Annotated in this window: 24 protein-coding genes and 1 pseudogene; 6 read left to right on the forward strand and 19 right to left on the reverse strand. The window is 59.5% G+C overall.

Translation table 11 applies throughout. The features are described 5' to 3' along the window. Nucleotides 1–42 precede the first annotated feature (42 nt). Nucleotides 43–1188: an integrase core domain-containing protein gene (locus AB4N74_RS25875; protein ID WP_116256756.1), complete on the reverse strand. Its 1146-nt coding sequence runs from the start codon at nucleotides 1186–1188 to the stop codon at nucleotides 43–45. Between the two features lie 406 nt (nucleotides 1189–1594). Here AB4N74_RS25875 and AB4N74_RS25880 point away from each other — a divergent pair, with 406 nt between their 5' ends. The 3 genes from AB4N74_RS25880 (at nucleotide 1595) to AB4N74_RS25890 (ending at nucleotide 4208) form a co-directional block, all read left to right on the forward strand. Continuing rightward, nucleotides 1595–2392, forward strand: coding sequence for a transporter substrate-binding domain-containing protein (locus AB4N74_RS25880; protein WP_093430341.1), 798 nt, complete (start codon nucleotides 1595–1597; stop codon nucleotides 2390–2392). A gap of 129 nt (nucleotides 2393–2521) precedes the next feature. Next, a complete protein-coding gene (locus AB4N74_RS25885) occupies nucleotides 2522–3481 on the forward strand; it encodes an amino acid ABC transporter permease (protein WP_460097644.1) in 960 nt (319 codons plus the stop codon). Next, on the forward strand, nucleotides 3474–4208 hold the full coding sequence (locus tag AB4N74_RS25890; protein WP_093430062.1) for an amino acid ABC transporter ATP-binding protein: 735 nt from the start codon (nucleotides 3474–3476) through the stop codon (nucleotides 4206–4208). Before AB4N74_RS25885 ends, AB4N74_RS25890 begins: the two co-directional genes overlap by 8 nt. A gap of 154 nt (nucleotides 4209–4362) precedes the next feature. On the opposite strand, the gene AB4N74_RS25895 is transcribed toward AB4N74_RS25890, so the two are convergent. The 11 genes and pseudogenes from AB4N74_RS25895 to ubiE all read right to left on the reverse strand — a co-directional run bounded on the left by AB4N74_RS25895 (nucleotide 4363) and on the right by ubiE (nucleotide 12470). Then, nucleotides 4363–5235 (reverse strand): methyl-accepting chemotaxis protein, encoded by an 873-nt coding sequence (locus AB4N74_RS25895; RefSeq protein WP_371748299.1) that lies wholly within the window; start codon nucleotides 5233–5235, stop codon nucleotides 4363–4365. Nucleotides 5236–5265: 30 nt separating this feature from the next. After that, nucleotides 5266–6279, reverse strand: a pseudogene (locus tag AB4N74_RS25900) (methyl-accepting chemotaxis protein); the annotation flags it as partial. Between the two features lie 90 nt (nucleotides 6280–6369). Beyond that, complete coding sequence (locus AB4N74_RS25905; protein WP_460097646.1) at nucleotides 6370–7077, reverse strand: 16S rRNA (uracil(1498)-N(3))-methyltransferase; 708 nt, start codon at nucleotides 7075–7077, stop codon at nucleotides 6370–6372. After that, nucleotides 7074–7865, reverse strand: a complete 792-nt coding sequence (gene tatC, locus AB4N74_RS25910) for a twin-arginine translocase subunit TatC (RefSeq protein ID WP_093430065.1) — start codon at nucleotides 7863–7865, stop codon at nucleotides 7074–7076. The genes AB4N74_RS25905 and tatC overlap by 4 nt, the downstream gene beginning before the upstream one ends. Further along, complete coding sequence (gene tatB, locus AB4N74_RS25915; RefSeq protein ID WP_460097647.1) at nucleotides 7862–8350, reverse strand: Sec-independent protein translocase protein TatB; 489 nt, start codon at nucleotides 8348–8350, stop codon at nucleotides 7862–7864. Before tatB ends, tatC begins: the two co-directional genes overlap by 4 nt. A 10-nt stretch (nucleotides 8351–8360) precedes the next feature. Further along, the gene (locus AB4N74_RS25920) at nucleotides 8361–8642 is read right to left on the reverse strand and encodes a twin-arginine translocase TatA/TatE family subunit (RefSeq protein ID WP_003220847.1); all 282 of its coding nucleotides are present in this window, start codon (nucleotides 8640–8642) and stop codon (nucleotides 8361–8363) included. Nucleotides 8643–8667: 25 nt separating this feature from the next. After that, nucleotides 8668–9000, reverse strand: a complete 333-nt coding sequence (locus AB4N74_RS25925; protein WP_003220849.1) for a phosphoribosyl-ATP diphosphatase — start codon at nucleotides 8998–9000, stop codon at nucleotides 8668–8670. Beyond that, complete coding sequence (gene hisI / locus AB4N74_RS25930) at nucleotides 8993–9394, reverse strand: phosphoribosyl-AMP cyclohydrolase (RefSeq protein WP_007909357.1); 402 nt, start codon at nucleotides 9392–9394, stop codon at nucleotides 8993–8995. Before hisI ends, AB4N74_RS25925 begins: the two co-directional genes overlap by 8 nt. Nucleotides 9395–9475: 81 nt before the next feature. Beyond that, nucleotides 9476–11080 carry a ubiquinone biosynthesis regulatory protein kinase UbiB gene (gene ubiB / locus AB4N74_RS25935; RefSeq protein ID WP_016984603.1) on the reverse strand — a complete coding sequence of 535 codons (1605 nt, stop codon included), beginning with the start codon at nucleotides 11078–11080 and terminating at the stop codon, nucleotides 9476–9478. Next, nucleotides 11077–11700, reverse strand: coding sequence for a ubiquinone biosynthesis accessory factor UbiJ (locus AB4N74_RS25940; RefSeq protein WP_460097650.1), 624 nt, complete (start codon nucleotides 11698–11700; stop codon nucleotides 11077–11079). The genes ubiB and AB4N74_RS25940 overlap by 4 nt, the downstream gene beginning before the upstream one ends. Beyond that, nucleotides 11700–12470: a bifunctional demethylmenaquinone methyltransferase/2-methoxy-6-polyprenyl-1,4-benzoquinol methylase UbiE gene (gene ubiE / locus AB4N74_RS25945; protein ID WP_008080626.1), complete on the reverse strand. Its 771-nt coding sequence runs from the start codon at nucleotides 12468–12470 to the stop codon at nucleotides 11700–11702. The genes AB4N74_RS25940 and ubiE overlap by 1 nt, the downstream gene beginning before the upstream one ends. 154 nt (nucleotides 12471–12624) lie before the next feature. Between ubiE and AB4N74_RS25950 the strand changes: the two genes are divergently transcribed. From AB4N74_RS25950 to AB4N74_RS25960, 3 genes are all read left to right on the forward strand, one after another. After that, the gene (locus AB4N74_RS25950; protein ID WP_093430067.1) at nucleotides 12625–12900 is read left to right on the forward strand and encodes a polyhydroxyalkanoic acid system family protein; all 276 of its coding nucleotides are present in this window, start codon (nucleotides 12625–12627) and stop codon (nucleotides 12898–12900) included. 231 nt (nucleotides 12901–13131) lie between these two features. Beyond that, the gene (locus AB4N74_RS25955; protein ID WP_034152971.1) at nucleotides 13132–13554 is read left to right on the forward strand and encodes a phasin family protein; all 423 of its coding nucleotides are present in this window, start codon (nucleotides 13132–13134) and stop codon (nucleotides 13552–13554) included. A gap of 10 nt (nucleotides 13555–13564) precedes the next feature. Next, nucleotides 13565–14476 carry a phasin family protein gene (locus tag AB4N74_RS25960; protein WP_460097652.1) on the forward strand — a complete coding sequence of 304 codons (912 nt, stop codon included), beginning with the start codon at nucleotides 13565–13567 and terminating at the stop codon, nucleotides 14474–14476. Between the two features lie 269 nt (nucleotides 14477–14745). Here AB4N74_RS25960 and AB4N74_RS25965 read toward each other — a convergent pair whose 3' ends face one another. The 7 genes from AB4N74_RS25965 to hslV all read right to left on the reverse strand — a co-directional run bounded on the left by AB4N74_RS25965 (nucleotide 14746) and on the right by hslV (nucleotide 22611). Beyond that, nucleotides 14746–15366 carry a TetR/AcrR family transcriptional regulator gene (locus AB4N74_RS25965; protein WP_095187463.1) on the reverse strand — a complete coding sequence of 207 codons (621 nt, stop codon included), beginning with the start codon at nucleotides 15364–15366 and terminating at the stop codon, nucleotides 14746–14748. A gap of 30 nt (nucleotides 15367–15396) precedes the next feature. Beyond that, nucleotides 15397–17079 carry a class II poly(R)-hydroxyalkanoic acid synthase gene (gene phaC / locus AB4N74_RS25970; protein ID WP_220557397.1) on the reverse strand — a complete coding sequence of 561 codons (1683 nt, stop codon included), beginning with the start codon at nucleotides 17077–17079 and terminating at the stop codon, nucleotides 15397–15399. A 139-nt stretch (nucleotides 17080–17218) separates the two neighbouring features. Further along, nucleotides 17219–18073, reverse strand: a complete 855-nt coding sequence (phaZ, locus tag AB4N74_RS25975; RefSeq protein WP_034152967.1) for a poly(3-hydroxyalkanoate) depolymerase — start codon at nucleotides 18071–18073, stop codon at nucleotides 17219–17221. A gap of 146 nt (nucleotides 18074–18219) precedes the next feature. Continuing rightward, nucleotides 18220–19899 carry a class II poly(R)-hydroxyalkanoic acid synthase gene (gene phaC / locus AB4N74_RS25980; RefSeq protein ID WP_093430071.1) on the reverse strand — a complete coding sequence of 560 codons (1680 nt, stop codon included), beginning with the start codon at nucleotides 19897–19899 and terminating at the stop codon, nucleotides 18220–18222. 258 nt (nucleotides 19900–20157) lie between these two features. Continuing rightward, the gene (locus AB4N74_RS25985) at nucleotides 20158–20535 is read right to left on the reverse strand and encodes a gamma-butyrobetaine hydroxylase family protein (RefSeq protein WP_116255730.1); all 378 of its coding nucleotides are present in this window, start codon (nucleotides 20533–20535) and stop codon (nucleotides 20158–20160) included. Nucleotides 20536–20688: 153 nt separating this feature from the next. Further along, nucleotides 20689–22026: an ATP-dependent protease ATPase subunit HslU gene (gene hslU, locus AB4N74_RS25990; protein ID WP_064388878.1), complete on the reverse strand. Its 1338-nt coding sequence runs from the start codon at nucleotides 22024–22026 to the stop codon at nucleotides 20689–20691. Between the two features lie 54 nt (nucleotides 22027–22080). Then, nucleotides 22081–22611, reverse strand: coding sequence for an ATP-dependent protease subunit HslV (gene hslV, locus AB4N74_RS25995; protein ID WP_016984593.1), 531 nt, complete (start codon nucleotides 22609–22611; stop codon nucleotides 22081–22083). Nucleotides 22612–22666 lie beyond the last annotated feature (55 nt).

Consider the following 22666-nt stretch of genomic DNA (forward strand, 5'->3'; position numbering starts at 1 on the left):
GTACATCCTTTACAAATTAGACCGGGGACATCGTTTACACCTTTACAGGCTTGAAACGCGTTTGGCGCCTCTTTCAAGCCTGCCTAAACAGTGGCTGCAAAGGTACAGTTCCCAAGCGTCATCAGCCACTTCCTTCAACGCGATGTCCTCTCCAATTAGAGCCTCTCCTAGAAAAATCAGCTGTCCTTTCCATTTAATTTCCCCATTTGACCGAACCTTACGTACTTCAACATCGGAACCGTATTCAAGCGCAGGCAAGTAACCGGGATAAGCGCGTATCGACGGGCGATAGACAGATGCCGGCGGTTTCATGCCCAGCGCGGTGTGCGGTCGGTGGTGGTTGAAGTCTTGGATGAAATCCTGAAAAGCCAGCTGCTGGCGCACCAGGTTTTCCGCCGGTGGCACTGCTGCCTTTAGCGTTCGATGCATCCGTTCATGTCGACCATTTTGGTCGGGACGGCCAGGTGTAATCGTTTCGACATGGATTCCGAGCCTGATGAACCAAACCGATAACTTCGAAAGTCGCGCCAGACCTGTCGACGCAAAAGGAGCGCCATTATCAGTGCGGATCACATCCGGCAGCCCATATTCTCGAAAAGCCCACTCGAAGCCTTCCCGCGTCGGCGCTCCGTGCGTACTGGGCAAAGCGCGACAGACGAATAAAAAGCGGCTCATCTGATCGGTAATGGTCAGCGGATAGCACCAATTACCGTCCTGCATTTTGAACTGCCCTTTGTAATCAGCACACCAAGTCTGGTTGGGCGCGTCGACCGGACGCAAATGTGTTGGAGCACGGGGACGCGGGGGATAGGGCCGTCGCGCCACCACCAAACCAGCTTTCTTCAACCACTCCCCGGCGGTACTCGCCGCCGGCCATTGGATATGCGGATCGGAATCGCGCAGGCGACCAATGATCTGCTTGGGTCCCCGATCGGGATGTTCGTTTTTCTTGGCCAGCAACTTGGCGATGATTTCATCGGAAGTTTGGTGAGGGCAATTCAGCGGCTTACGCGACTGCTCTTTCAAGCCATCCACGCCCAACGCTGCATACCGTTCCAGCCACTTGTCGATGGTTGGACGACTGACGCCATACCGCCGGCTTAATTGGCTTTTGGTGTAGCTGCCGCTGAGCCAATCGCTAATTAACTTCACTCGTTGATCCATTGGGGACTCTTGTTTCCAGGGCATGGTCAGCACCTCCTGACCATGATTGATACCTGTAAACCATGTCCCCGGTCTCAAACGTAAAGGATGTACCCGGTCTTTACCCACCCCAGCCCTCTCCCAGAGGGAGAGGGGGCCGACCGAGGTGTCTGGCGCTATCCGTCGACCTGAAGCATCGAGTCGATTATGGATTCGGCAAATCCGATTCAGGTCGGCGTACCTCTGAAGCATCCCCCGATCGGCCCCCTCTCCCTCGGGGAGAGGGCTGGGGTGAGGGGGGTAGCTCTTGATTGTTAAACAAATCGTCCATTAAACCTTGTGCAAAAAAACGAGTGCGTTAGCATCCGTCCCCGAATTGGCGCACCCGGGCTTTTTTGCCCGTCACTGTTGGTTTTCGCGCCGCAAACGCAATGGTTTTGGGGACTTGAAGATGAAGAAGTATCTGTCGATGCTGCTGGTCGGCGTCACGGCACTGGTTGCAGTCAATGCGGCGCAGGCTGGCGCAATCGATGACGCGGTCAAGCGCGGCACGTTGAAAGTCGGTATGGATCCGACCTACATGCCGTTTGAAATGACCAACAAACGCGGCGAAATCATCGGTTTCGAAGTCGACATCCTCAAAGCCATGTCCAAGGCCATGGGCGTCAAGCTGGAACTGGTTTCCACCGGTTACGACGGCATCATCCCGGCGCTGATGACCGACAAATTCGACATGATCGGCAGCGGCATGACCCTGACTCAGGAACGTAACCTGCGCCTGAACTTCAGCGAACCGTTCATCGTTGTAGGCCAGACCCTGCTGATCCGCAAGGAGCTGGAAGGCACCATCAAGTCGTACAAAGACTTGAACAGCGCCGACTACCGCATCACCTCCAAGCTTGGCACCACCGGTGAAATGGTCGCCAAGAAGCTCATCTCCAAAGCCAAGTACCACGGCTACGACAACGAGCAGGAAGCCGTGCTCGACGTGGTCAACGGCAAGGCTGACGCCTTCATCTACGACGCGCCGTACAACGTCGTTGCGGTGACCAAGGTCGGCGCCGGCAAACTGGTGTTCCTCGACAAGCCATTCACCTACGAGCCTTTGGCCTTCGGTCTGAAGAAGGGCGATTACGACAGCCTCAATTTCATCAACAACTTCCTGCACCAGATCCACGAAGACGGCACCTACGATCGTATCCATGACAAGTGGTTCAAGAGCACCGAGTGGCTCAAGGACATGGAATAACGCCGGTCTGCCAGACCGCGTCGCCCCATTCGCGAGCAAGCTCGCTCCCACAGAGGAATGCATTCCAATGTGGGAGCGAGCTTGCTCGCGAAGGGGCCCTCCAGAGCAACACAAAATCCGGAACCTGCAATGAAACAGAAAAAAGCCCAATGGCCCTGGCACGTCCTCACCGTGCTGGTGCTGGTCGGCCTCGCGGGCGCGTTGTATTACGCGACGTCGCTGATGTCCTACGAATGGCGCTGGAATCGCGTGCCGCAGTACTTCGCCTATCAGGCCGAGGAAACCCAGCGTGCCACCGACATTTCCACCGTCACCGAACTGGTGCGCAAGGGCAGCAGCGCGCAAGTCACCCTGCGCAACGACGCCGGTGATGAGCAGCACCTGACCGTCGACGAGAACAGCCTGCAATTCGCTCAGGGCGACGATGTCGCCGAAGGCGACGTCGTGGGCGTGACTCGGCATTGGGCGGCAGGCCCGCTGTTGTGGGGGCTGTGGACGACGCTTTGGCTGTCAGTAGTTTCCGGTGTCCTGGGTTTGCTGATCGGTCTGGTCACCGGCCTCTGCCGGCTGTCGAACAACCCGACCCTGCGCGACCTCTCGGCGATCTACGTCGAACTGGTGCGCGGTACGCCGTTGCTGGTGCAGATCTTCATTTTCTACTTCTTCATCGGCACGGTGATGAACCTGTCCCGCGAGTTCGCCGGGATCGCCGCGCTGTCGCTGTTCACTGGCGCTTACGTAGCCGAGATCATCCGTTCCGGCGTGCAGTCGATTGCCCGTGGCCAGAACGAAGCGGCACGCTCGCTCGGTCTGAGCGCCGGCCAGTCGATGCGTCACGTGGTGCTGCCGCAAGCGCTGAAACGCGTGCTGCCGCCGTTGGCCGGGCAGTTCATCAGTCTGGTCAAGGACACCTCGCTGGTGTCGGTGATCGCCATCACCGAGCTGCTGAAAAGCGGCCGTGAAGTCATCACTACGTCGTTCTCGCCGTTCGAGATTCTGTTCTGCGTCGCCGGCCTGTACCTGTTGATCAACCTGCCGCTGTCGAAAATCGCCAGCCGACTTGAGCGGAGGCTCGCGCAAAGTGATTGAAGTCCGCGATCTGGTAAAAGTCTTCGACACCCGTGGGCAAGTGGTGCGCGCGGTGGATAACGTCAGCACCACGGTCGCCAAAGGCGAAGTGCTGGTGGTGATCGGCCCGTCGGGTTCCGGCAAGTCGACCTTCCTGCGCTGCCTCAATGGCCTGGAAGAATTCGATTCCGGCTCGGTGAGCATCGACGGTCTGCAACTGGCCGACCCGAAAACCGACGTCAACGCCTACCGCCGTGAAGTCGGCATGGTGTTCCAGCATTTCAACCTGTTCCCGCACATGACGGTGCTGGAAAACCTCTGTCTGGCGCAGAAAGTCGTGCGCAAGCGCGGCAAGCAAGAGCGCGAAGCCAAGGCGATGGAGTTGCTGCAAAAGGTCGGGATTGCGCAGAAGGCCAACGAATTTCCGTCACGCCTGTCCGGTGGTCAGCAACAGCGCGTGGCGATTGCCCGGGCGCTGGCGATGGAGCCGAAGGTCATGCTGTTCGATGAGCCGACCTCGGCGCTCGACCCGGAAATGGTCGGCGAGGTGCTGGACGTGATGAAGAACCTGGCCGTGGAAGGCATGACCATGGTCTGCGTGACCCACGAAATGGGCTTTGCCCGGGAAGTGGCGGATCGGGTGTTGTTTTTCGATCACGGCAAGTTGCTGGAAGATGCCGCGCCGGCGGAGTTCTTCGATGCACCGAAGGATCCGCGCGCGCAGGCCTTCTTGCGTCAGGTTCTGTAATTTCAGCGCCTGTCAGTAAGCCTTCGCGAGCAGGCTCGCTCCAACAGTGAATGGGTCGAATACAACCTTTGTGATCGACACAAATCCTGTGGGAGCGAGCTTGCTCGCGAAGGCATCACCTCGATTCTGAATGAATCGAGGTTTTCGGATCACCTCAAACCTTGAACCGCCCCACCAGCATCTGCAGATGCGTCCCCAGCCGCGCCAGCTCAACGCTGGACGCCGCCGTCTCTTCACTCGCCGCCGATGTCTGATCCGACACGTCCCGCACATTCAGCACGCTACGGTTGATCTCTTCCGCCACCGCGCTCTGCTGCTCGGCCGCTGCCGCAATCTGCTGGTTCATCGCCTGAATCGCCGACACGGTACGGGTGATGCTTTCCAGCGAACCGCCCGCGCGACGGGTCAGCTCGACGCTGCTGTCGGTCAGGGTGCGGCTGTTGTCCATGATCGTTGCCACTTGCTGGGTGCCGTTTTGCAGGCCGACGATCAGCTCTTCGATCTCTTCGGTGGATTTTTGCGTGCGCTGGGCGAGGCTGCGCACCTCGTCGGCAACTACCGCGAAACCACGTCCGGCTTCACCGGCACGCGCGGCTTCGATGGCGGCGTTGAGGGCCAGCAGGTTGGTTTGTTGCGCTACCGACTTGATCACGTCGAGGACGCTGCCGATCTTGTCGCTTTCGCGCTTCAGTTCACCCATGGCTTCGGTCGAGTGACCGACTTCAGCGGCCAGCCGCTCGATCTGCGCGATCGCTTCGCCCACCACTTTGTCGCCTTCGCGAGCCTGTTGGTCGGCTGCGACGGCGGCCTCGGAAGCTTCTTCGGCATTACGCGCGACTTCCTGCACGGTGGCGGCCATTTCGTTCATGGCGGTGGCGACCTGGTCGGTCTCGATTTTCTGATTGTTGACCCCGGCGCTGGTCTGCTCGGTCACCGCCGAGAGTTCTTCAGCGGCGCTGGCGATCTGGGTGACGCCATCGCTGATCCCGCCGACCAGTTCACGCAGGCCTTGGGTCATGCTCTGCATCGAGCGCTGCAATTGGCCGAGTTCGTCGCGACGCTGGGAAACCAGGTTGTGGGTCAGGTCGCCGGCAGCCACGCGCTCGGCGACTTTCAGGGTCTGGTTCAGCGGGATGATGATCTGCCGGGTGATTGCCCAGGCGGCAAGCAAGCCGAAAGCCACGGCGAGCAAGGTAGCGATGATCAGCATGTTTTTGGCGTGGGCGGCATCGGTATCACGAACGATGGTCTGCGATTCAGTGAGTTTCTTGCTGACGTCGATAAGGATGTCGCCCTGCGTCGACATGCGCGCGGCGGCCTTGGCATTGTTGACCTGCGAGTCGCGGAACTGCGCAACTGCTGCGCGATAGGCTTTGATCGAGGCGGTAGCCTGTTGCAGGTTGGCGATGTGCTGCTCCGGCAATTTCGCCGGCAGGCTGTCGAGGTTTTTCAGGGCGTTGTCGATGGCGTCGAGCGCTGGTTGCTCGGCTTCGGCCTTGCCGCTGTAGGTGTAGCCGCGCACTTGGTAGCGGGCTTGCTGCAGCAGTTTGCTCAGCTCGATCACGCTGTTGAATTGCGCGACGCTGTCACCCGCCAGCATGGATTTTTCCACTTCGGCGACTTTCGCCACGGCATTGTCGGCACTGGCGCCGAGCTTGCTGCGGGCGTCTTCGCGCTGCACGGTGGCTTGGGTCATGTCGGCAAAAGCGCGTTTGTATTCGGCAACGGCGGCCAGTTGTTGATCGACCATCGCCGCGTCGGACGGCTGTTCAATCAGGCTGCGCGCGGTTTGCAGGCCGCTGTCGAGTTTGCCGAGCAGGTCGTTGACCACGCCCGGACCTTGTTCGCCACGGCGCGCTTCGTAGTCCAGACGCGCGAGGCGCAGGTCCTTGGTCAGTTCGTTGAGACTGGAGATAAAACCGAGCTTGTCACCGCGGCTGATAATACCGCTCATGCCAGTCCAGCCGGTAAAGGTGATCAACAGTGTCAGCAACAGCACCAGGCCGAAACCGATTCCCAGCTTGCGTTTGACGCTGACGTTTCCAAGACTCTCGGCTAACCAACGGTACATGCGACGACTCCCCGACCACTAATTGGACTTATGGAGAGGTTATCGGCCGGGTGATGGCAATCTGTAACACCATTTATCCGATGCGCAGAATCAGAAGAGCCGGGCGAGCAGGGCGGTGACGGCGGTTTCGACGCGCAGGATGCGCTCGCCCAGTTGCACCGGTTGCAGACCGGACTTGGCCAGCAGGTCGATTTCGTAAGGAATCCAGCCACCTTCGGGGCCGATGGCCAACGTCACCGGTTCGCTCAAGGCGCGTGGGCACGGCGGATAGTTGCCGGGGTGGCCGACCAGACCGAGGGTACCGTCGGTGATCGCCGGCAACCGGTCTTCCACGAAAGGCTTGAAGCGCTTTTCGATGATGATTTCCGGCAGCACGGTGTCGCGGGCCTGTTCGAGGCCGAGGATCAGTTGCTCTCGAATCGCTTCAGGTTCCAGAAACGGCGTCTGCCAAAAACTCTTCTCGACCCGATAGCTGTTGACCAGGATCACCTTCGGCACGCCCATGGTCGCCACGCTCTGAAACACCCGACGGAGCATCTTCGGGCGTGGCAGAGCGAGTACCAAGGTCAGCGGCAGCTTGGCTGGTGGTGGCTGATCGAGGCTGACGCGCAGCTCGGCTTCACCTGCTTCGAGGCGCAGCAGCTCAGCCGAACCCATCAGCCCGTTGATACGGCCAACGCGCAGGCTGTCACCGACTTCCGAGCGGTGGACTTCCTGCATGTGGGTCAAGCGGCGATCACGCAGCACCACGCGGTCGGCCGCAATGAAATCGGCCTCTTCGAGCAACAGCAGGTTCATGCCTGGGTCGCTGGCGGCTGGTCGTTGTGGTCGTCGGCCGGGTTCTCTTCCGGACGTTCGCGCTTGCTGATCAAACCACCGAACAGAATGCCGATTTCAAACAACATCCACATCGGCACGGCCAGCAGAGTCTGCGAGAAGATATCCGGCGGCGTCAGGATCATGCCGACCACGAAGCAGCCGATGATCACGTAAGGGCGGATTTTCTTCAGGTATTTGACGTCGACCACGCCGATCCACACCAGCAGCACCACAGCCACCGGGATCTCGAACGCCACGCCGAAGGCGAAGAACAGCGTCATGACGAAATCGAGGTAACTGGCGATGTCGGTCATCATTTCCACTCCGGCCGGGGTGGCGGCAGCGAAGAACTTGAAGATCAGCGGGAACACGAAGTAATAGGCGAACGCCATGCCGGTGTAGAACAGCAGAATGCTGGAGACCAGCAGCGGCACCGCAATGCGCTTCTCGTGTTTGTACAGGCCCGGCGCGATAAAGCCCCAGATCTGATGCAGGATCACCGGGATCGCGAGGAACAGCGAAACCATCATCGTCAGCTTCAGCGGCGTCAGGAACGGCGACGACACGTCGGTGGCGATCATCGTCGCGCCGACCGGCAGGTACTGGCGCAGCGGGGTCGAGACAAAGGTATAGATCTGCTGGGTGAACGCAAACAGCCCGGCGAAGATGATGAAGATCGCCGCCACACAACGCAGCAGGCGGGTGCGCAACTCGGTGAGGTGCGAAACCAGCGGCATGTGCTGGTCGTTTTCGGGGAGATCGCTCATGGGGCTCGCGGCGGCAATGTTGGGTCGTGAGGCGCTGGTGTGATCGGCGCGGCGGTTGGGGACACGTGTTCAACCGAAGTTTCTGCGGCCACCGGTTCTGTCGGCGCTACAACGGCAGTAGGTGCAGGTGCAGGTGCAGGTGCAGGTGCAGGTGTCGGTGCTGGCGCAACGGGTGCAGCTGGCGCATGAATCGTCTGCTGCCCGACATGTTCAACTTCAACCGGCGTCGGCTCTTGCTGAACCGGATTGAAAATCTTCCGCGCCTCTTGCTCAAGCGACAGAATGTGCTCGTTGTGCAGTTGCCGACGGATTTCGTCGGCACCGATTTCACGTTCAACTTCCTGTTTGATCGCGTTGAAGCTGCGCTTCAGCCGTCCGACCCACAGGCCGGCGGTACGCGCAGCGCCCGGCAGACGCTCGGGCCCCAGCACCAGCAGGGCGACGAGGCCGACGAGCAGCAGTTCAGAGAAGCTGATACCAAACATTAGTCAGTGCTCACACGTCTTTGCGGATCGGCTCTTCGACTTTCTGCGCCTGCACGTCGATAGTGTGCGGCGGATTGGCCTGAGCGGTGGCTTGCGGCTGCACCGGTGGCACCGGTTGCGCAGGCGTCACGGTTGGATCGGCAGCCGGTTTTTCATCGTCGTTCATGGCTTTGCGAAAGCCCTTGATCGACTCGCCAACGTCGGTGCCGAGGTTTTTCAGTTTCTTGGTGCCGAACACCAGCACCACGACAACCAGAATGACGATCCAGTGTTTCCAGTCAAAAATGCCCATGTTGCTGTTCCTCTCTAAAAGTTGTTCAGGCGGACGGACGCGAGGCTTTCTCGACGTGTCCGGACAGGCCGAAGCGACGATCCAGTTCATCCAGCACGGCCTGCGGATGCTGCCCCAGTTGGGCGAGCATGACCATACTGTGGAACCACAGGTCGGCGGTCTCGTAGATCACGTCGCTGCAGTCGCCGCTGATGGCGGCATCCTTGGCGGCAATAATGGTTTCGACCGACTCTTCGCCGACTTTCTCCAGAATCTTGTTCAAACCCTTGTGATACAGACTAGCTACATAGGAGCTATCGGCGGCTGCGCCTTTGCGCTCTTCAAGTACCTGAGCGAGGCGGGTCAGGGTGTCACTCATGTTTGTGTCCTGCGGAATAAATGGCGTGCGGGTCTTTCAGAACCGGGTCGACGGTTTTCCAGTCGCCGTTTTCGAAGACACGGTAAAAGCAGCTTTGACGGCCGGTATGGCAAGCGATGTCGCCGATCTGTTCAACCATCAGGATGATCACGTCGGCGTCACAGTCCAGACGCATCTCATGCAAGGTCTGTACATGGCCGGACTCTTCGCCCTTGCGCCACAGCTTGCCACGGGAACGTGACCAGTAGATTGCACGGTTTTCCGCAGCGGTCAGTTCGAGCGCTTCGCGGTTCATCCAGGCCATCATCAGCACGCGTCCGGTCTTGTGATCCTGGGCAATCGCCGGCACCAGGCCATCAGCGTCCCATTTGATCTCGTCCAGCCAGTTTTTCATCTTCGACTCCGACAGCGAACCCCACACTTCAATAGTCGGGTTCAGGCATTGAAACAGTGTGCCAGTCGATCACGAAACTGGCTATCGGCGAACGACCAGATACAAGCCGACTGCCACCATGATCCCAGCCGGCCAATGCCCCAATTCGTGCAGCGGGCCACCGAGGGCGAGGATCACCCCGCCGGCCAGATGCGCGCAACCGAGCAGGCGCAGGAACCAGTCGTCCTTGCGTTTGTGCCACGGTGGCGGCGGGTCGTAGGCGTGCGGCTGCGACATGCGTTCGAGCAGATCACGGGCCATATTCGCCAGGTGCGGCAGTTGTTCGAACTGGCTCTGCACGTTGCCCAGCAAGGCTTTCGGGCTGACGCGCTCGCGCATCCAGCGTTCGAGGAACGGCTGCGCGGTGTTCCACAGATCCAGATCCGGGTACAGCTGACGGCCGAGGCCTTCAATGTTCAGCAGGGTCTTTTGCAGCAGCACCAGTTGCGGCTGCACTTCCATGTTGAAGCGCCGTGCGGTCTGGAACAGGCGCATCAGCACCTGGCCAAATGAAATATCTTTTAACGGTTTTTCGAAGATCGGTTCGCACACAGTGCGGATCGCCGCTTCGAATTCGTTGAGTTTGGTTTCCGCCGGCACCCAGCCCGAATCGATGTGCAGTTGCGCCACACGGCGGTAGTCACGCTTGAAGAAGGCGAACAGGTTGCGCGCCAGATAATCCTGGTCTTCCGGGGTCAGGCTGCCGACGATGCCGCAATCGATCGCGATGTACTGCGGACTCCAAGGATTGACGGTGCTGACGAAGATGTTGCCCGGGTGCATGTCGGCGTGAAAGAAACTGTCGCGGAACACTTGGGTGAAGAAAATCTCCACACCGCGTTCGGCAAGCATTTTCATGTCGGTGCGCTGGTCGGCGAGGGTCGCCAGATCGGTGACCTGAATGCCGTAGATGCGCTCCATCACCAGCACTTTCGGCCGGCACCAGTCCCAATAGACTTGCGGCACGTAGAGCAGCGGCGAACCTTCGAAGTTACGCTTCAACTGGCTGGCGTTGGCCGCCTCGCGCAGCAGATCGAGTTCGTCGTAGATGGTTTTTTCGTAGTCCTGGACCACGTCGACCGGGTGCAGCAGACGCGCGTCGGCCGAGAGCTTTTCGGCGGCGCGGGCGAGGATGAACAGCCACGCCAGATCCTGCGCAATGATCGGCTTCAGGCCCGGGCGGATCACTTTGACCACGACTTCTTCGCCGGTTTTCAACTGCGCGGCATGCACCTGCGCCACCGAGGCCGAGGCCAGCGGTTCGACGTCGAAACGGCTGAACACGTCGCTGATCTTCTTGCCGAGCTGTTCTTCGATCAGCTTGATCGACAGCTGCGAGTCGAACGGCGGCACGCGGTCCTGCAACAGCATCAGCTCATCGGCGATGTCTTCCGGCAACAGGTCGCGGCGGGTCGAAAGAATCTGCCCGAACTTGATGAAAATCGGCCCGAGATCCTGCAACGCCAAGCGCAGACGCGCGCCCCGGCTCAGGTCCAGCGGCTTGCGCGGGAACCAGCGCCACGGCAGCACATAGCGCAGCGCCAGAAGGAACCACGGCAACGGCAGATCGAACAGCAGGTCATCGAGGCGGTAGCGGATCACGACGCGCTGGATGCGCAACAGACGGCGGACGGCAAGCAGCTTCATGCGTTATCGCTTGGGTCGAGGGATCGGGAAAGGCGCTCGAAACGCGCCTCGAGACGTTCCAGATCAAGTTTGATCCGGTCCAGTTCGCTGAATCGCGCTTCGGCTTCGCGCTGCCCGACGAGGGTGCGCGATTCTTCGGCGAGGTATTCGGCGAGGTTCTGGTTGAGGCTGGCAAATCCTTGTTGATACCAGCGTGCGCGGCTGCGCAGATGGCCACCGACCAGTTGCGTGGCGACCGGGCCGAGCCAGCGCGAGAGTTCGTACTCCCAGTCCAGCTCAAGGTCTTGCAGCACACCGGCCAGCTTCAGCAGCACGCCGCTGTCGCCATCGAGCTCGACTTCCGGGGCATGCAGCACTGCGGTCTTGTCTTTGCTCACGGCCAGCTTGATCAGGCTCGAGGCCGGCGCACGCAGGGTGCAGTCGACACCGGTTTCCCAATGCGAGGCCAGCATCAGACCTTCGTCACTCGGCAGGATGAACAGTTGCAGCGCCGGGCTGCGGCAGTCGACGGCAATCACCTTGCCGGTCAAATGCGCCAGCCGCGGCAGCGCCGTGCTGTCGAGACGCAGCACCCGGTTGAGGCCGAGTTCAACGCTGGCGAGCAGCCCGGTGAGCAACATCAGGGCTTGATGCCACGGTGCAGGGCGACGATGCCTGCGGTCATGTTGTGATAGGTCACGCGGTCGAAACCGGCGTCGACCATCATCGACTTCAGGGTTTCCTGATTCGGATGCATGCGGATCGATTCGGCCAGGTAGCGATAGCTTTCCGAGTCGTTGGTGATCAGCTTGCCCATCAGCGGCATGAAGGCGAACGAATAAGCGTCGTAGGCTTTCGACATCAGCGCGTTGGTCGGTTTGGAGAATTCCAGCACCAGCAGACGACCGCCGGGCTTGAGTACACGCAGCATCGAGCGCAGGGCGTCTTCTTTGTGCGTCACGTTGCGCAGGCCGAAAGCGATGGTCACGCAGTCGAAGTGGTTGTCCGGGAACGGCAGTTTTTCCGCGTCCGCCTGAACGAATTCGACGTTGCCGGCGACACCCAGATCGAGCAGGCGGTCACGGCCGACCTTGAGCATCGATTCGTTGATGTCGGCCAATACCACCTGACCGGTCGGGCCGACCAGGTGCGAGAACTTTTTGGTCAGGTCACCGGTACCGCCGGCGATGTCCAGCACGCGGTTACCGCTGCGTACGCCCGACAGTTCGATCGCGAAACGCTTCCACAGGCGGTGCATGCCGCCCGACAGAAGGTCGTTCATCAAGTCGTATTTCGCGGCTACCGAGTGGAAAACTTCAGCGACTTTTTCCGCTTTCTGGCTTTCCGGAACGTTTTTGAAGCCGAAGTGAGTGGTGGGTTCGGCATCGCTGCCTTTGCGCTGATCAGTCATATCGCTGTCACCAAAAGAGAATGCGCGACATTCTAATCCCCAAGCCATGCTTTGTCTTGGAATGGCTAAAGGTAAGATGGGCAACCTTCGGGACGATTTGCCGCAGCGGCGGTCAAGATTTACCGACACATCTTTTTAAATCAGGAGTCATGCAATGGCCAAAATCACTGTTGAGCGTGCCCACAACCTGGGTAAGGAAGCCGCCCGCGAGAAGGCCGACAAGCTGGCGCAAAAACTCTCCGATCAATATGGCCTGGAGCCGCAATGGTCCGGCGATACCCTGAACCTCAAGCGCTCGGGCGTGAAAGGCGCGGTGCATGTGGCGGACGATTCGATCAAGGTCGATGTGGAGTTGGGCATCATGATGTCGGCCATGAGCGGCATGATCAAAGCCGAGATCGAGAAGGCCCTCGATAAAGCGTTGGTCTGAAATACGGTCCCCTGTAGGAGTGAGCCTGCTCGCGATAGCGGTCTGTCAGTCACCAGAAATTTGATTGAAAGACCGCTATCGCGAGCAGGCTCACTCCTACATTTTTTTGCGCTGCACCCGAGCTTTTATGTCAGTTGTTAGGGTGCCGTTTCTAATTTATCTCCTTACTTTGTGCCTGAGCCCGACACTTTCGCGGGCAGTTCCTCAAACCTTCTGCGCGTGAGGTGCACCATGGCCAAAGTCATTTTGAAGAAAAAAATCGACGCTTCGACTTCTGCTCTGAGCGACGTCAAATCCTATGCCCGCAAGATCTGGCTGGCAGGCCTGGGTGCCTACGCCAAGGTCGGCCAAGAGGGCAGCGACTACTTTCAAGAGCTGATCAAGGCTGGTCAAACTGTTGAAAAGAAAGGCAAAAAAGCCGTCACCGAAAAACTCGAAGCGGCCAACGCCGAGATCGATGAAGCCAAGAGCGAAGTCAGCTCGTTCAAAGGTCGTGTCGAAGTTCAGCTCGACAAGGTCGAGAAGGCGTTCGACTCCCGTGTAGCAAGCGCCTTGAATCGTATCGGCATTCCGTCTAAACATGACGTTGAGACACTCTCTGCTAAGCTCGATGAGCTGACGGCATTGCTCGAACGCGTCGCGCGTAAATCTTAAGGAGAACGGGATGGCTGGTAAAAAGAACACCGATAAAGAAGGCAGCTCGTGGATCGGGAAAGTCGAAGACTACTCCCGCAAAATCTGGCTGGCTGGTTTAGGCGTGTACTCGAAGATCGACACTGACGGCAGCAAGCTCTTCGATACATTGGTCAAAGACGGCGAGAAAGCCGAGAAGCTCACCAAATCCGCAGTCGGCAAAAAAGTCGACGCTGCCAAGGATTCCGCTTCTTCGGCCAAGTCGCGCATCAGCGGCGTGAAAGATCGCGCACTGGGCAAATGGGACGAGCTGGAAGGGGCTTTCGACAAGCGCCTGAACAGCGCAATTTCGCGCCTGGGTGTACCGAGCCGCAATGAGGTCAAAGCACTGCATAGCAAGGTGGAAACCTTGACCAAGCAGATCGAAAAACTCACCGGTCTGAAAACCCAACCGGTGGCGGCGAAAACCGCTGCGGCAAAACCGGCCGCGAAAACGGCTGCGGCCAAACCAGCAGCCAAGTCGGCAGCCAAGCCACTGGCCAAAGCGGCAGCTAAACCTGCTGCTAAAGCCGCGGCCAAGCCAGCAGCGAAAACCGCAGCCGCCAAGCCTGCAGCCAAAGCCGCAGCCAAACCGGTTGCCGCCAAAGCCGCTGCCAAGCCGGCAGCTAAACCTGCGGCCAAAACTGCAGCGAAACCCGCCGCCAAGCCAGCAGCGAAAACTGCTGCCGCCAAGCCTGCAGCGAAACCTGCTGCGGCGAAAAAGCCGGCAGTGAAAAAACCGGCCGCGCCGAAAGCCGCTGCGCCGAAACCGGCCGCACCTGCTGCAGCCAAACCTGCCGCTCCGGCAGCTCCGGTGAGTGCGTCGAATTCCGCCGCAGCACCGACTCCGGCGGCCACCCCGACTGCTGCATCGACCCCGTCGACGCCAACCAGTCAGTCCTGATTTTTCAGGGCAAAACAAAACGCCCGGCCTGTGAAGGTCGGGCGTTTTTGTATCTGAATTCCAACAGCCCCTCACCCTAGCCCTCTCCCAGAGGGAGAGGGGACCGAACGAGGTGTCTTGCGTCGTACGTCGACCTGAACGATCGAGTCGATTATGGATTCAACAAAACCCTTTCAGGTCGGTGTAGCTCATCAGCATCCCCCAATCAGTCCCCTCTCCCTCCGGGCGGTCCGACGTTTCGGGAGGGCTAGGGTGAGGGGCTTTTGATTTCAGTCGTGATCTTCAAGATATTGCAGAGCCATCCTTTCGGTCGCGACTTTCACCGGCGGCAGCAAGTGCGGCGCTACCAGCATCATGATCTGGTACACGACCAAGCGAACCTCGCCTTCACGATCCAGAATCCGCTGATAATCCAGCGAAAACAGCAACGTCATGGTGATCTGCTCCACCAGTTGCCCCAACGCCTGTGTATCACTGACCAGTTGCCCCGAAGCCTTTAACCGCGCGAGCAACGACGCCAGTGTGCGCTTCAGTGCATTGAGCAAATGGCGAATGCCCTTGGCCAGTTTTGGCAAGCGCCCGGCGAGGTTCGACAGGTCCTGGAACAGAAAGCGGTACTGCGCCAACCGCTCGACGATCAAATGCAAAAACAGCCAGTAATCTTCCGGCGCCAGTTCCACATCCGAGGGTGGATCGAGCAGTGGCGCCAGTTCATTCTGGAAGCGTTCGAACAAGCCGAGAATCAGCGGTTCCTTGCCATGGAAGTGGTAGTAGAGATTGCCCGGGCTGATCCCCATTTCGTTCGCCACCTCCATGGTGGAGACGTTCGGCTCGCCCTTTTCGTTGAACAGTTGCAAAGCACATTCGAGAATCCGGTCGCGGGTTTTCATCCAGTCTTCTTAGAAAAGTTCGGTTAAGCGTCAGCGCACACGCACGTAAGTACCGGGCGCTGCCTCCATCGGTGGATAGTTCGGGTTGCCCAGGGTAAACGTGGTTTCGTGCTGGGCGCCGGAGCGCTGTTGAATCCACTCCAGCCACTGCGGCCACCAACTGCCATCGACGTGTTTGCCGTCGTAGTACCAGGCGCGTGGATCGCTGCTCATTTTGCCGTTCTCGACGTAGGCGGCTTTCGGGTTGCTCGGCGGGTTGAGGATGCTCTGCACATGGCCGCTGTTGGACAGCACAAAACGCCGCTCGCCACCGAGTAGCAGGGTCGAGCGATACACCGCATCCCACGGCGTGATGTGGTCGTTCATGCCGGCGACGCTGAAGCTGTCGACGGTGACTTTCTGCAGGTCGATCGGCGTGCCGCACACTTCCAGCCCGCCCGGATGGGTCAGCGGGTTGTGCTTGAAGAAGTCCAGCAGGTCGCCGTGAAATGCCGCTGGCAGACGGGTGTTGTCGTTGTTCCAGTAGAGGATGTCGAAGGCCGGCGGCTCTTTGCCCAGCAGGTAATTGTTGACGAAGTAGCTCCAGATCAAATCGTTGGGGCGCATCCAGGCGAAGACCTTGGCCATGTCGCGCCCGTCGAGCACGCCTTTCTGGTACGAGCGGCGTTTGGCGGCTTCGAGAGTTTGTTCATCAGCGAAGAGGGTGGCCGGAGTTTCGATCTGGCTGTCGAGCAGGCTGACCAGGTAGGTCGCACTGGAGACGCGGCGCAGTTGCCGCTTGGCCTGCAAATGCCCTTGCAGGGCGGCGATGGTCAGGCCGCCAGCGCAGGCGCCCATCAGGTTGACTTCGCGGGCACCGGTGATCGCCCGGCAGATGTTCATCGCCTCTTCCACCGCCTCGACATACGTCGACAGGCCCCATTCACGATGGCGTACATCCGGGTTGCGCCAACTGATCATGAAGGTTTGCAGGCCGTTTTTCAGTGCGTACTGGACGAAGCTGTTGTGTGGGCTGAGGTCGAAAATGTAGTACTTGTTGATTTGCGGCGGCACCACCAGCAGCGGCTTGGCGTACTGCTTTTCGCTCATCGGTCGATACTGGATCAGCTCAAGCAAATCGTTGCGAAACACCACCGAGCCGGTGGTGGTGGCCACGGTCTTGCCGACCTCGAAAGCCTGTTTGGTCACCTGACGTGGCAGGCCGTCGTTGTGCAGCAAGTCATCGAACAAATGACTGAGGCCGCGTACCAGACTGTGCCCACCGGAGTTGAACAGCTCCTTGACCGCCAGCGGGTTGAGCAAGGTGTTCGACGGCGCCACAGCGTCGTTGAGCAGGGTGAAGGCGAAATGCGCGCGGGCGCGATCGTCATCGCTCATGTTGCTTTCATCGATCCAGCTTTTGACCTGTTTTTGCCAGGCCAGATAGGCCTGCAGGCTGCGCCGGTAGAACGGATTGAGGCTCCACGCCGGGTCAGCGAAACGGCTGTCGTTCGGATTGGTCGGGTGCAGGGTTTCGCCGAGCAGCACGCGGCCCAATTGACCGCCGAGTTTCAACGCGTGCTTCGCACTGTGGATCGGGTTACGCAGGCCATGGGCTGCCACACTGCGCAAGGTCGAGATCAGGTCCCGGCCACGCAGGCCGGTGATCGCACTTTGTGCGTTGATGAACACGGCGGGGCTGGGCACTACGCCCGTCGCTGGTTTGTCGCGCATGACTCAACACTCCTTCGTCTTCAGGCCAAAAACAAACTCACCGAACCAGAACACCATAGACGCTGTTACGGGTTGCTGCCTGCGCGGCGTCCTGCCGCGCACTCTTTACTAAAGGCCTGCATAAAGCCTGCCGCCGGGGTTAGCCGCCGAGCGGTGTCGGATGCGGGTGCATCACCGCCCGCTGACGTTCCTCCTGGAGGAATTTCATGATGATCGGCGCCACAGCTTCGGCGCGGGTAATCAGGAACAGGTGGCCGTCGTCGATGATGTGCAGTTGCGCGTTGGGAATGCGCCAGGCGAGCATGCGCATGTTGATCAGCGGGATCAGCGGATCGTCGTCGCCGGCCAGCACCAGCGTCGGCTGATGGATCTTGTGCAGCCAGTGAATGCTGGTCCAGCCGAGGCCGGCGAACAGTTGCCAGTAATAACCGAGCTTGCCCGCCGAACGCACTTTCGCCGCGTGGCTGGCCGCCAGCGTCGGGTCGCGACGGAACGAGCCACCATAGATCAGCGGGGCGATACGGATCACGTGGGACGGCTGAATGTAGCGCCGCGGACTGGCCATCATCCACAGCACTTTTGGCTTGCCCGGCACCATTACTGCGCCGGCCGCGGTCGCCGCCAGCACCAACTTCTTGCAGCGCTCGGGGTAGTCGTAGGCGAACTGCTGCGCGAGTGCGCCGCCCCACGACACGCCGATGACGTTGACCTGCCCGTAGTCGAGATAATCGAGCATGCGCGACGTCAGCTTGGCCAGACCGGGAAAACGATATGGCCGGTTCGGCGTCGAGGAGCCGCCGACACCGGGCACGTCAAAGGCGATCACTTCCAGATCCGGGTCCAGCGCCGCGACAAACGGAAATACCAGCTCCAGGTTGGCGCCAATGCCGTTGAAAATCAGCAAGGGCGTCAAGTGAGGCTTGCCGGGGCGCACCGCCGTGCGGAGGGTCTGGCCATCCAGATCGACGGTACGGAATATGAACGGTTGCGGCATGCGTCAGGCCCTGTGGATTTCAAGTACACCCCGCCCCCCGTGGGAGCGAGCCTGCTCGCGAAGGCGTCGTGTCAGCCAACATCGATGTTGATTGAATGAGCGCTTTCGCGAGCAGGCTCGCTCCCACAATGACGGGGTGGTGTCAGTTACCGCTCGTGAACGTAAGTGCCCGGCGAAGCTTCACCCGCCGGGTACGCTTTGTTGCCCAGTTTCAGCGGGGCCTTTTTCAGGTTGCCCGAGCGCTCGGCCTGCCACGCCTGCCAGTACAGCCACCAGGAATCGGTGTGCTTGGTCGAGTTCTCTTGCCACTCATCGGCATTGGCCGCCATTTCTTCGCCGGTCATGTAGCGCGATTTCGGGTTGCCCGGCGGGTTCAGAATGCTCTGGATATGCCCGCTGCTCGACAACACGAATTCCACCTTGCCACCGAACAACTGCGCCGACTTGTAGCAGGACTTCCACGGCGTGATGTGGTCGTTGGTGCCGGCCAGCGAGAATATATCGGCGGTGACCTGCTTGAGGTCGATCGGCGTACCGCACACTTCCAGTGCATTGGGGCGAATCAGTGGGTTGTTTTTGAACATCTCGATCAGGTCGCCATGGAACGCGGCGGGTAGGCGGGTGGTGTCGTTGTTCCAGAACAGGATGTCGAACACCGGCGGCTCGTTGCCGAGCAGGTAGTTATTGACCCAGTAGTTCCAGATCAGATCGTTCGGACGCATCCAAGCGAAGACCTTGGCCATGTCTTTGCCTTCGAGCACGCCGGCCTGATACGAGTGGCGCTTGGCGGTTTCCAGGGTCTGCTCGTCGACGAACAGGGCGACGTCGCTGTCCAGCGTCGTGTCGAGCACGCTGACCAACAGCGTGAGGGCATTGACCTTCTTCTCGCCGATCGCCGCGTAATGGCCGAGCAGGGCGGTGCAGGTGATGCCACCGGAGCAGGCACCGAGCATGTTCACGTCTTTGCTGCCGGTGATCGCGGTGACCACATCGACCGCTTCTTTCAGCGCATCGATATATGTCGACAGACCCCACTCACGCTGGGCCTTGGTCGGGTTGCGCCAGCTGACGATGAACGTCTGCACGTTATTGCGCAGGCAAAAGCGCGCCAGACTCTTGTCCGGGCTCAAATCGAATACGTAGAACTTGTTGATCTGCGGTGGCACCACCAGCAATGGACGCTCGTGGACTTGCTCGGTGATCGGCTTGTACTGGATCAGCTCCAGCACGTCGTTGCGAAACACCACCGCACCTTCGGTCACGCCGAGGCTTTTGCCGACTTCGAACGCGCCCATGTTGACCTGACTCGGCATGCCGCCGTTGTGCACCAGATCCTTGGCCAGATGCGAGAGGCCGTCGAGCAGGCTTTTGCCGCCGGTTTCGAAGAAACGTTTGACTGCTGCGGGGTTGGCCGCCGTGTTGGTCGGGGCCATGGCCTCAGTCATCAGGTTGATGACGAAGTGGCCGCGGGCGATGTCTTTGGGTGAGAGGCTGCTGTCATCGATCCAGGCATGGAGTTCCTTGCGCCACGCCAGGTAAGTTTGCAGATAACGTTTGTAGAGCGGGTTCTGGCTCCACGCAGGATCAGCGAAGCGACGGTCATCGCCTGCCGGTTGCAGTTCGGATTTGCCGAACAGCACGTTCTTCAGTTCGAGGCCGAAATGGGTGACGTGCCTGACGCTATGGATCGGTTGTTTGATGGCCTGTTTCAGCACCATACGAGCAGAGGCCAGCAGATCCTTTCCGCGTAGCCCAACGACGGGATTAAGCCCCAGGGTGTTTTCCGAGGCTTGGTACTTCAGGTCATCGTTATTCTTGTTACTCATCTACGACGCTCCATTGTCCTGAGACGAGTACCCGGTTTTCTGCTGTGCAGTTCCACAGCCAATGCCAGGTACTACTGCTCGGGTGACCGTTAATTCTGCATAGCTGCTTTACAGTCGTAGAGCACTGCAGGGAACTTGCCAGCTCCATTGGTTACCCGAGTTTAATTTTTTTCGCAAGCAGGCCGATCCTCGGCCACACAGCAGAGCATTCAAACAGATGAATTTAGAAAATGCCCTCTAATGAGCGCAAGGCTCGGACTAGAGCATCAGCTTGACGATCGACTCGCTCGGGTCGCGGGTTTTTCCGGCGGCTTTGAGCTCGGCCAGATAATCGGCCCAGAGTGCGTCATAACGTCGCCCCAGCTCGTAGAGATAATCCCAGGTGAACAAGCCACTGTCGTGACCATCGTCGAAGGTCAGTTTCAGTGCGTAGTGACCGGCCGGTTCCAGCTTGCTCAGACCAACGTTGAGCTTGCCAAATTGCAGGATCGGTTTGCCGTGGCCCTGGACCTCGGCGGAGGGGGAGTGCACGCGCAGGAATTCGGCGGGCAGGGTGTATTCCTCGCCGGACGCGTAGGTGAGCGTCAGGGTCTTCGAGGCTTTGTGCAGTTTGATGTCGGTGGGGATTTGAGTCATGGGCTGGCGTCCGAAGTGTGGGCGACCCTTGAGCAAATGTGGGAGCGAGCTTGCTCGCGAAAGCGGTGTGTCAGACAACATTGATGTCGACTGACACGGCCTCTTCGCGAGCAAGCTCGCTCCCACAGGGTCCGCTACCGCTGTAAGTATGGCTTACAGGATATAACGGGACAGGTCTTCGTTCTGCGCCAATTCACCGAGGTGGCTGTTGACGTATTCGGCGTCGATCAGAATCGGCTTCTCATCGTGGGTGCTGGCCAGATCGCCGGCACTGAACGACACCTCTTCGAGCAGACGCTCAAGCAGCGTGTGCAGACGACGGGCACCGATGTTTTCGGTTTTCTCGTTGACCTGCCAGGCGATCTCCGCCAGACGCTTGATGCCTTCCGGCTGGAACTGGATATTCAGGCCTTCGGTTTTCAACAGCGCGCAATATTGCTCGGTCAGGGAGGCATGCGGTTCGCTGAGGATGCGTTCGAAGTCCGACGGGCTCAGGGCCTTGAGTTCAACGCGGATCGGCAGGCGACCTTGCAACTCAGGCACTAGATCGCTCGGCTTGCTCAGGTGGAACGCACCGGAGGCGATAAACAGGATGTGGTCAGTCTTGACCATGCCCAGTTTGGTGTTGACGGTGCAGCCTTCGATCAGCGGTAGCAGGTCGCGCTGTACGCCTTCACGGGACACATCAGCGCCACCGACGTTACCGCGCTTGGCGACTTTGTCGATTTCGTCGATGAACACGATGCCGTGCTGTTCAACGGCTTCCAGCGCCTTAGCCTTCAGCTCTTCTTCGTTAACCAGACGCCCGGCTTCTTCGTCGCGCACCAGCTTCAGCGCTTCTTTGACCTTGAGCTTGCGCGCTTTCTTTTTGCCCTTGCCCATGTTGGCGAACAGCGACTGCAACTGGTTGGTCATCTCTTCCATGCCAGGCGGCGTGGCGATCTCGATGCCGGCAACTTCGGCGACTTCGATTTCGATTTCCTTGTCATCCAGCTGACCTTCGCGCAGGCGCTTGCGGAACAGCTGACGGGTGTTGGAATCGGAGCTCGGCGCTTCTTCATTGCTGAAGCCCATGCGGGCCGGCGGCAGCAGTGCGTCGAGGATACGATCCTCGGCAGCGTCTTCGGCGCGGTGGCGCACGCGGGTCATTTCCTGCTCACGGAGCATCTTGATCGCGGCGTCGGCCAGATCACGGATGATCGATTCGACGTCACGACCGACGTAGCCGACTTCGGTGAACTTGGTCGCTTCGACCTTGATGAACGGTGCGTTGGCCAGTTTCGCCAGGCGACGGGCGATCTCGGTTTTACCGACACCGGTCGGACCGATCATCAGGATGTTCTTCGGGGTCACTTCAACGCGCAGCTCTTCAGGCAGCTGCATGCGGCGCCAGCGGTTGCGCAGGGCAATCGCGACGGCGCGCTTGGCATCGTCCTGGCCGATGATATGGCGGTTGAGTTCGTGGACGATTTCGCGGGGAGTCATGGACATAATAATTGACGGTCCTCAAGCAGAAAAAAGCCGTGGCACAGGGCCGCGTCAGGCTTATTCAGCGAGATCCTGCTCCTCAATGGTCTGAGTGTGGTTGGTGAATACACAGATGTCGCCGGCGATACCGAGAGCGGTTTCGACGATTTCACGGGCCGACAGATCGGTCTTTTTCAGCAGGGCGCTGGCCGCGGCTTGCGCGTAGCCGCCGCCGGAACCCATGGCGATCAGGCCATCTTCGGGCTCGACCACATCACCGTTGCCGGTAATGATCAGCGAGGCGTCCTTGTTGGCGACCGCGAGCATGGCTTCGAGGCGGCTCAGGGAGCGGTCGGTGCGCCATTCTTTGGCGAGTTCGACAGCGGCGCGCACCAGGTGGCCCTGATGTTTTTCAAGTTGGCCTTCGAAACGTTCGAAGAGGGTAAAGGCGTCGGCGGTGGCACCGGCAAAACCGGCGATGACCTGGCCGTGGTACAGGCGACGAACTTTTTTCGCGTTGCCTTTCATCACGGTATTGCCGAGAGAAACCTGGCCGTCGCCGCCCATGACGACTTTGCCGTGACGGCGGACTGAAACGATGGTGGTCAAGGGAAGAGTCTCCACACAGCGGGGCGAAAGTGCCTTATGCCCATTCATATGGGGG

The organism is Pseudomonas sp. H3_C08, assembly GCF_054669455.1.

What these genes read in the sequence shown, in the direction of transcription:
- AB4N74_RS25940 (WP_460097650.1), bottom strand. Translation starts at nt 11,700, where the DNA reads ATGTTGCTCACCGGGCTGCTCGCCAGCGTTGAACTCGGCCTCAACCGG.
- AB4N74_RS25965 (WP_095187463.1), bottom strand. Translation starts at nt 15,366, where the DNA reads ATGAAAACCCGCGACCGGATTCTCGAATGTGCTTTGCAACTGTTCAAC.
- tatB (WP_460097647.1), bottom strand. Translation starts at nt 8,350, where the DNA reads ATGTTTGGTATCAGCTTCTCTGAACTGCTGCTCGTCGGCCTCGTCGCC.
- ubiB (WP_016984603.1), bottom strand. Translation starts at nt 11,080, where the DNA reads ATGAAGCTGCTTGCCGTCCGCCGTCTGTTGCGCATCCAGCGCGTCGTG.
- tatC (WP_093430065.1), bottom strand. Translation starts at nt 7,865, where the DNA reads ATGAGCGATCTCCCCGAAAACGACCAGCACATGCCGCTGGTTTCGCAC.
- AB4N74_RS25920 (WP_003220847.1), bottom strand. Translation starts at nt 8,642, where the DNA reads ATGGGCATTTTTGACTGGAAACACTGGATCGTCATTCTGGTTGTCGTG.
- AB4N74_RS25895 (WP_371748299.1), bottom strand. Translation starts at nt 5,235, where the DNA reads ATGCAGAGCATGACCCAAGGCCTGCGTGAACTGGTCGGCGGGATCAGC.
- ubiE (WP_008080626.1), bottom strand. Translation starts at nt 12,470, where the DNA reads ATGACTGATCAGCGCAAAGGCAGCGATGCCGAACCCACCACTCACTTC.
- AB4N74_RS25985 (WP_116255730.1), bottom strand. Translation starts at nt 20,535, where the DNA reads ATGACTCAAATCCCCACCGACATCAAACTGCACAAAGCCTCGAAGACC.
- AB4N74_RS25905 (WP_460097646.1), bottom strand. Translation starts at nt 7,077, where the DNA reads ATGAACCTGCTGTTGCTCGAAGAGGCCGATTTCATTGCGGCCGACCGC.
- phaC (WP_093430071.1), bottom strand. Translation starts at nt 19,899, where the DNA reads ATGAGTAACAAGAATAACGATGACCTGAAGTACCAAGCCTCGGAAAAC.
- AB4N74_RS25950 (WP_093430067.1), top strand. Translation starts at nt 12,625, where the DNA reads ATGGCCAAAATCACTGTTGAGCGTGCCCACAACCTGGGTAAGGAAGCC.
- phaZ (WP_034152967.1), bottom strand. Translation starts at nt 18,073, where the DNA reads ATGCCGCAACCGTTCATATTCCGTACCGTCGATCTGGATGGCCAGACC.
- phaC (WP_220557397.1), bottom strand. Translation starts at nt 17,079, where the DNA reads ATGCGCGACAAACCAGCGACGGGCGTAGTGCCCAGCCCCGCCGTGTTC.
- AB4N74_RS25955 (WP_034152971.1), top strand. Translation starts at nt 13,132, where the DNA reads ATGGCCAAAGTCATTTTGAAGAAAAAAATCGACGCTTCGACTTCTGCT.
- AB4N74_RS25925 (WP_003220849.1), bottom strand. Translation starts at nt 9,000, where the DNA reads ATGAGTGACACCCTGACCCGCCTCGCTCAGGTACTTGAAGAGCGCAAA.
- AB4N74_RS25960 (WP_460097652.1), top strand. Translation starts at nt 13,565, where the DNA reads ATGGCTGGTAAAAAGAACACCGATAAAGAAGGCAGCTCGTGGATCGGG.
- AB4N74_RS25880 (WP_093430341.1), top strand. Translation starts at nt 1,595, where the DNA reads ATGAAGAAGTATCTGTCGATGCTGCTGGTCGGCGTCACGGCACTGGTT.
- AB4N74_RS25885 (WP_460097644.1), top strand. Translation starts at nt 2,522, where the DNA reads ATGAAACAGAAAAAAGCCCAATGGCCCTGGCACGTCCTCACCGTGCTG.
- hisI (WP_007909357.1), bottom strand. Translation starts at nt 9,394, where the DNA reads ATGAAAAACTGGCTGGACGAGATCAAATGGGACGCTGATGGCCTGGTG.
- AB4N74_RS25875 (WP_116256756.1), bottom strand. Translation starts at nt 1,188, where the DNA reads ATGCCCTGGAAACAAGAGTCCCCAATGGATCAACGAGTGAAGTTAATT.
- hslU (WP_064388878.1), bottom strand. Translation starts at nt 22,026, where the DNA reads ATGTCCATGACTCCCCGCGAAATCGTCCACGAACTCAACCGCCATATC.